Annotated in this window: 7 protein-coding genes; 3 read left to right on the forward strand and 4 right to left on the reverse strand. The window is 32.0% G+C overall.

Annotation, left to right across the window (positions count from 1 at the left end):
• Nucleotides 1-419: 419 nt before the first annotated feature.
• Nucleotides 420-1,205 (forward strand): hypothetical protein, encoded by a 786-nt coding sequence (locus H1P_RS30585; protein ID WP_144874856.1) that lies wholly within the window; start codon nt 420-422, stop codon nt 1,203-1,205.
• A 158-nt stretch (nt 1,206-1,363) separates the two neighbouring features.
• Here the strand turns inward: H1P_RS30585 and H1P_RS30590 are convergent, their stop codons facing one another.
• Nucleotides 1,364-2,827 (reverse strand): RecQ family ATP-dependent DNA helicase, encoded by a 1,464-nt coding sequence (locus tag H1P_RS30590; protein ID WP_144874858.1) that lies wholly within the window; start codon nt 2,825-2,827, stop codon nt 1,364-1,366.
• A gap of 275 nt (nt 2,828-3,102) precedes the next feature.
• Between H1P_RS30590 and H1P_RS30595 the strand changes: the two genes are divergently transcribed.
• Nucleotides 3,103-3,636 (forward strand): hypothetical protein, encoded by a 534-nt coding sequence (locus H1P_RS30595; RefSeq protein WP_144874860.1) that lies wholly within the window; start codon nt 3,103-3,105, stop codon nt 3,634-3,636.
• A 324-nt stretch (nt 3,637-3,960) separates the two neighbouring features.
• Here H1P_RS30595 and H1P_RS30600 read toward each other — a convergent pair whose 3' ends face one another.
• Together H1P_RS30600 and H1P_RS30605 are read right to left on the reverse strand one after the other, a co-directional pair.
• The gene (locus H1P_RS30600) at nt 3,961-4,359 is read right to left on the reverse strand and encodes a DUF5615 family PIN-like protein (RefSeq protein ID WP_186376238.1); all 399 of its coding nucleotides are present in this window, start codon (nt 4,357-4,359) and stop codon (nt 3,961-3,963) included.
• 5 nt (nt 4,360-4,364) lie between these two features.
• Entirely contained in the window at nt 4,365-4,619 is a 255-nt protein-coding gene (locus H1P_RS30605) for a DUF433 domain-containing protein (protein WP_144874862.1), read from the reverse strand.
• Between the two features lie 118 nt (nt 4,620-4,737).
• Between H1P_RS30605 and H1P_RS30610 the strand changes: the two genes are divergently transcribed.
• On the forward strand, nt 4,738-5,061 hold the full coding sequence (locus H1P_RS30610; protein ID WP_144874864.1) for a hypothetical protein: 324 nt from the start codon (nt 4,738-4,740) through the stop codon (nt 5,059-5,061).
• A gap of 177 nt (nt 5,062-5,238) precedes the next feature.
• Here H1P_RS30610 and H1P_RS37870 read toward each other — a convergent pair.
• Nucleotides 5,239-5,425 (reverse strand): hypothetical protein (locus H1P_RS37870; RefSeq protein WP_222427323.1); only part of this gene is annotated, 187 nt, incomplete at its 5' end.

Here is a 5,425-nt window from a genome sequence, read left to right on the forward strand (position 1 = left end):
AACGGGATTAAAAATGATGTGTTTCTTTCATCCATATTTACAGAATAACTAAGTATGGGGATTTTGTCAAGTTTTGTAACAGCAATTATGAGAATATCTATCATAAGTTGTACTTATTTCTTCTTTTTAACGATCAGCAGAAATTTTATATTGGACTTTTTGTAAGCTACGAATATTTTCTACAGGCTTAACTGAGGACTAACGTGGTTAAATTTCAATGCTTAAACCACAATCAACTGCGCTATATGTATAATCATCCTTACTTTTGGTCGTCTCTTGTCTTGATTGATAATTTTTTTTCAGAATCAGAATATGTCAAATAAATCGAAGCTCCTGTAAGCTTTATTGGTAAAGCGTAATACACGTTATTGAAAAATTTATCTGATATGATATCGAGCAAGCATTATCAAAGTACTTCAATGCTTCACAAACTAGACAAAGTTAACGCCATAATTGTCACTTCTGCAATTATATATCTGGGAATAACTACTAATGTTAATCCTGCACAAGCCGTTACTCTATCGTTATCAAATCCTGGGTTTGAAACTACGGTACAAACTAATGAGCCTATACCTGGAGCGGGTTTTTTCGATTTTGAGACACCTTCAGGATGGAGTTTATACGATCCGAATAACTTAGTTCCAGAAGATGCAAGTTTAGCTACTTCATTTACTGGAGGTTGGAATCCTTCTGAATCTTTTTTTGCAACTGTACCAGAAGGAGAGCAAATTGCCTCTATTTTTCTAGTTCCCCCAGGCGCAGGAGAAGTTGGTTTTACTCAAAATTCGGGTGTCATAATTCAACCTAAGACACAATATACTCTTTCCGTAGCAGTAGCAAATACCCCAGCAATACCAGGTTCGGAAGTGTTTGATGGTTTTCCTGGTTATAGATTAGAGTTACTGGCAGGAAATACTGTAATTAGTGCCGATGATAATAATGTGGTTATTAATGAGGGAGAGTTTCAAGAAGCAAGTGTATCCTATAATAGTTCGAGCGACGACGTATATCTAGGACAAGAATTAGGTATTAGATTGATTAATCTTAATCTAGATAATGGTAGTGGTCTTGATAATGGAAATGGAATAGAAGTGAATTTTGACAATGTTCGGCTGGATGCAACTTCTGTTACTGAATCTACTTCCATTTTAGGTTTATTATTTATTACTGGTTTAGTTTTCTGTCCTCTGAAAAATAGAAAATAAATAATTTACCAAAGCGCAACGAGGCTTAAGTAACTCGTCAACTCGTCATTGAGTAATCAGTATTAAGCTAGGGAGATGGTATCAAGCGGATTCATAAATGTGCGAAAAAGCAAAAAATAATTCATTTATTGAATCCTCGCTCCTTCGCGGAAGAGGTATTACTTATTACTTATTATTCGTGAAGGTTTTTCTAAAGAACAGCGATCGCATTTACTACACTTAAAATCTTTCGCCTCTTTTATAAAACTAAAAGCAGATAAAATATATTGCCATCGACACTGTTTTGTCTGCAAAAATTGTTGCATTTGTTTTGTTTGTTGTGATGTACTGACACTATTAATGTTTTTATTTGAAGATTTTTTTTGATAGTTAAAAATATCTTGCCACTGTATTAAATCTAGATTTTGTAAAATCCCTAATGCCAACTCACTATCGGGGATTTCTTTAATAATATCTAAGATATTTCCTTGAGATGGTAGTATCTCAAATACTTTTTTTGCTTGTTTAGATTGTTTGGCTAACTGATTGGTAAAAAACTGACTGCGTTGTTTATCTTCGTTGTCTAACCATCCTGTAGGTTCACTAATTAAAGCTAAAGCAATAGCAGGTTTATTATCTCTACCACTACGACCAATTTCTTGCAGATATTCTGGTAATAATTCGGGGGTATGATAATGCAAAATCCAACGGCAATCGCTTTTATCGATACCCATTCCAAAAGCACAAGTACAAATTACAAAAGGCAGTTTTCCTGTTAACCAATCTTGCTCTATAGCTCGTCTTTTGCTATTAATAATACCTCCATGATAAGCTACTGTATTTAGTTTTTGCTCTCGTAGCCATTTAGCTAATAATTCACTTGCTTTACGGGAACGAACATAAATTAATCCTGATTTATTGTGCTGCTGTTGAATAAACTTTAAGGTTGCTTTTTTTCTTCCTTTTGCTGTCCAAACTGTTTTGACTTTTAGCTGTAAATTACTACGATAAGGATTGATAACAAATTTTTTAAATTGTTTTTTTAGTCTAAGAGTTTTTATAATAGTTTGTTGTGTAAGAGTATCGGCTGTAGCAGTAAATGCAGCAATAGTTATTTTATTTTGTTTATGCTTGTGCAAAGCATCACGAATTACTCCTAAACGAGTATAACTAGAGCGGAAAGTAGTTCCCCACTGCACTATACAGTGAGCCTCATCAATAATGAGATTGTTAATCATTAAATCTGGTTGTAATAACTTTTCCCAAATTGGAGGAGTTAAAAGAGTTTCAGGGGCAACATAAAGTAACTTTAATTGTGTTAAATTAGATATTATTAATTTGCGATCGCTTTTTGCTTGTTGACTATGAATTAAACCCGCAGCTATCTTTTTTTGCTGTAATTGTTGTACTTGATTTTCCATTAAAGCAACTAAAGGCGATACCACAATAGTTAAGCCTGGTTGCAAGAGTGCTGGTAATTGAAAACAAAGGGATTTTCCCCCTCCCGTAGGCATTATTACTAATGTATCTTGTTTGTTGAGTAAGCAATTAATAATTTCTGCTTGAGGATAACGAAAGTCTTCATAACCCCACACTTGTTGCAAAATAACTTTTATATCTTGTCTTTTTGTATTATCGAGCATTTATCAGTAATTATTTTTTGTCTATGAATATGTATTTATAATCAATTTTAATCCATATTAAAAATACTGTTGTTTCTCTAAATATTCAATGATTGTAATTAATATAGATTTGTGTATATTAAAAGATTAATTATTTATAGCTAATAATTCGTTTTGTGGTGCATCATAATTTTTGTTTTCGAGAATCGTCTCTTATTTTCTAGTGAATTAGATAGAGTAAAATCGCATTTGCTAAGTACTGCGATTATAATTGAGCTATTTTATTCTCAAATAGTATGAATAGTAAATATAAGATTGCGCTTAAGCTTTTACCTGCAATATTTATTCTTTATTTACTTAAAGAAGTTGCGTGTCTTTTTGTTGGTGCTATGCCTGTCATGGATCCGCCACCCTCGGGAAAGGAAGCGGTGCAATTAACTAAACGTTTGAATTTAATGCAAATTTCTTATCATTCCATTGACAGCAAATTTGTAACTTTGGAAGATGCGATGGAATATCTTCATCCTAGTAACTTTGACAATCACAAATATTCTATTGAAATACAAGAAAATGCAGTATTTAGTAACAGTATGCAAAATGACGCGAGAAAAGACCCATATATCAGAAAAAACTTACCAGTTTTAGCAGCAATTTTTGGTTGGGGACATGAACCCACCTACACAGTCGCGGGTGCTGTATTTTATTTATCTTCTGATGGATATAAAGAAATAATTTGTATTGGCAATACTTCAGGTTGGCAACAATTAAATAAACCCTATTTACAAGACAATGAACCTGTTTGTGGTGAAGGTACGACGAAATATAAATAAAAGATATAGTTTGTATTAGCAAAACTCCTGGCTGGCAACAATTAAATAAACCATATCTATAAGACAATAAACCTGTTTGTGGTGAGGGTACAACACAATATAAAAATAGTTGATTGAATATTTGCGATTGTAGTTAATAATTTTTGATCGTATAGTATTTCTTGAATTTGGGCGATCGCGTATTACTAGCTTTTGACCAATCGCTTTTCCCTAGAAATAAAAAAATATGAAATTATGTTTTTCATATAGCGATCGCTTAGTCCAACCTGTTATTATAATAAACTTTATAATACTGCTTTTATTTATTAAATAATAGAAGAAAGACTATTGGTTGACTTGATATTCTTGAATTACAAAAACTTGTTGCTTGAACCCTTTTTTATTTGGCTTTTTTACTCTAACCAGGCGATTCTCAAGACTAGATTGAGTTTGTAAATATTCGTGTAACTTTTCTACTTGACCTTGATAATCTCGGTCTGTTTTACAGATTACTATACCTTTATGCTTGAATCCACTTTGATGTAGTTCTATAAAGTCATCTCGGTTAAAAGTAATCAAAATCAAATTATTTTGGGTAGCATAATTCAAAACTTCATCATCAGGGATACTTTGATTAGCTTGTCCTGCATCATAGCTAGTAATCACAGTATGACCAAAATCTCTTAACATCTTTACCATATCTAAAGCAAAGTTTTCATTGGAATAAAAGCTAAACTTATTCACTCAAATTAATTATCCATTTCAGTAATAGCTCGATCTATCTCAGACTTATTATTGTAGTAATACCCCCAAACAGTAGTTAGATCGTCCAAGCTAAGATCGGGATAATTCTTTAGTAATTCTTGTTCTGTTGCACCTTGTTTTCGTAAAGCAACTAAAGTCCAAACAGGAATTCTAGTATTGCGAATACACGCATAGCCACCACAAATTCCTGGAGTTTTGTGAATGATTGATTGTTCGTGAGGTATGTGAGAAAGTTCCATCTCTGTTAGATAGTTTGTTTTTATAATTGTATATTATTTATTGGCGATCGCAAAGATTTAAAACTTTAAGATAATTTATTGAAAGCGATCGCTATCTTCCGAATCAAAGAATAAAACCATGTATAATTCTACACTTGTCGAACAATTCATTACAGATATCAAAGTTATTGATTTAGGGCAAACTGTAATTATTGATTGTTGTCCTACAGGTTATTGTGAAAATGATGATTCTATTTATCAATTTATTTGTTTAAAATGTGAAGAAGTTAAATTAAATTTTTACGAACACAATAAAAAATGTATATACAAAGATGGTTGTATTGATTTACTAGAATTTAGCGTAACCCAACAAAAAGATGGTAAGATAAGCGTTTACATTTATGGACGTGTAGTTGCATTAGAGGTCATTTGTGAAGAAGTCAAAAGCATGAAAACTCAATAAAGAGTCTATTATCTTCTATCTATTATTGTATCGATAATAACGTTCTTTTGTTTAGAGATTATTTGTGGTAGTAATATTCTTGGTTGGCAAGAATTAAATAAACCATATATAAAAGATAATAAACCTGTTTGTGGTGAAGGGACAATAGTATACAAATGATAGAACATTAAGCACTTGCTAATTGTTTTCAGGTTCGCCTAACTTATTTTTAAAGATTGATTCTCCATAATCTTGTTCAAGTTTGTTAATAGTATCTGTATTTAAAGAAAATCTAACCATTCGTGGATTACCCAAATAAAAAGTATAGTATTCATTTAAAGAGTTGGTAGCAGCTATTTTTCGATAAGAAATGTCAGCCCAAGGT

Origin of the sequence: Hyella patelloides LEGE 07179 (genome assembly GCF_900659865.1) — a bacterium.
GTDB classification, from domain to species: domain Bacteria; phylum Cyanobacteriota; class Cyanobacteriia; order Cyanobacteriales; family Xenococcaceae; genus Hyella; species Hyella patelloides.